Below are 1,460 nucleotides of genomic sequence, written 5' to 3' on the forward strand. Positions count from 1 at the left end.
TGGAGCTGGCCTTCAACCCCACCTGTTTGTCTGAGTGGACGTTAAGTCCGATCTTCCCCGGTTCGTGATCGCTCGATCGTGGGACTGATACTCGTCCGGGGCGACTGCTCGTCATGCCCATGCTGGGATGCGGGCATGGAGCGGAGACCGTATCCGAGCGACTTATCGGATGAGCAGTGGACGTTGATCGAGCCGATGATCACGGCCTGGAAGCAGGGCCGGGTGGCGCGGTCGGCGACCGGGGATCCCGGGTCCTGTGATCTGCGGGAGGTCGTGAACGCGATCTTCTATCAGAACCGTACGGGCTGCCAGTGGCGCTATCTGCCCCACGACCTGCCGGCCTGGTCTGCGGTGTTCTACTACTTCACGCTGTGGCGTCAGGACGGGCTCGACCAGCGGATCCAGGAACTCCTGCGCTGCCAGGTGAGGGAGAGAGCCCGCCGATTAGAGGACCCGTCCCTCGTGATCATCGACACCCAGTCCGTCCGCGCGGCCGCCGGTGTCCCGAAGACCACGACGGGACTGGACGCCAACAAGAAGGTGTCGGGCCGCAAGCGGGGACTGGCCGTCGACGTTCTGGGGCTGATCATCGGCATCGTGGTGCTGGCCGCATCCGCCCACGACAACGCCGCCGGCACCGCCCTGCTCGACCAGGCGGCCGAGCGGTGCGGGATGCGCCTGGAGAAGGCCCTGGTGGACCAGGGCTTCAAGGACGAGGTTCTCATCCACGGCGCCCTGCTCGACATTGACGTCGAGGTCGTCCGCCGCAACCCCGCAGACCAGGGCAAAGGCTTCGTCCCGCAACCGAAGAGGTGGATCGTGGAGCAGGTCAACGGCACGTTGATGCTGCACCGCCGCCTGGCCCGCGAGTACGACCACCGGCCCGACACCTCCGCCTCGCGCGTCTACTGGGCCTCCATCGCGAACATGGCCCGCCGCCTCACCACACCGAGTCCGGCCTGGCGCGACACCCTCGGACTGGCCGCGTGAACATCAGCGAGCTCCTGGCAGACCTCCAGGACCAGCACGACAAAACCACGGCCCGGGCCGGTGAACTACGCGACCAGATCGACCACTTGACCGCCGCCTTGGCCGACACCGAAGCGCGACTCGCAGACCTGGCCACCACCCGGAAGATCATCGCCGAACGCGTCCCGCCCGGGACCGAGCCCGATCCGCCCGAGACGAACACCGCCTACCAGGCCATCGTGAACGCCTTCAACCAACATCCGGGCCGGGCATTCCGAGCCCGCGAGCTGCATGAACTCCTCGGCATGCCCACCGACGAGGCGACCGTCAACGTCACCCGCAGCCGCCTCGGACGCCTCGTCCGACAAGGCTTCCTCACCCAACCCGGACGAGGTCGCTACGAGAAACGGACTTAACGTCCACTGAGATGGGTGCGCTCCTCTGCATTGCGCGATGGGTAGTCTGGTTGACCAGTCGACTTGGCCAATTCG

General features: G+C 66.4%; 2 protein-coding genes. Both read left to right on the forward strand.

Annotation, left to right across the window (positions count from 1 at the left end):
- The first annotated feature begins 135 nt into the window (after nt 1-135).
- Nucleotides 136-990, forward strand: coding sequence for an IS5 family transposase (locus ACGF3A_RS43960; RefSeq protein ID WP_393737037.1), 855 nt, complete (start codon nt 136-138; stop codon nt 988-990).
- On the forward strand, nt 987-1,385 hold the full coding sequence (locus tag ACGF3A_RS43965) for a hypothetical protein (RefSeq protein WP_393737039.1): 399 nt from the start codon (nt 987-989) through the stop codon (nt 1,383-1,385). Before ACGF3A_RS43960 ends, ACGF3A_RS43965 begins: the two co-directional genes overlap by 4 nt.
- The last annotated feature ends 75 nt before the right edge of the window (nt 1,386-1,460 follow it).

Source organism: Streptomyces sp. NPDC048172 (genome assembly GCF_043202595.1).
GTDB lineage: Bacteria > Actinomycetota > Actinomycetes > Streptomycetales > Streptomycetaceae > Streptomyces.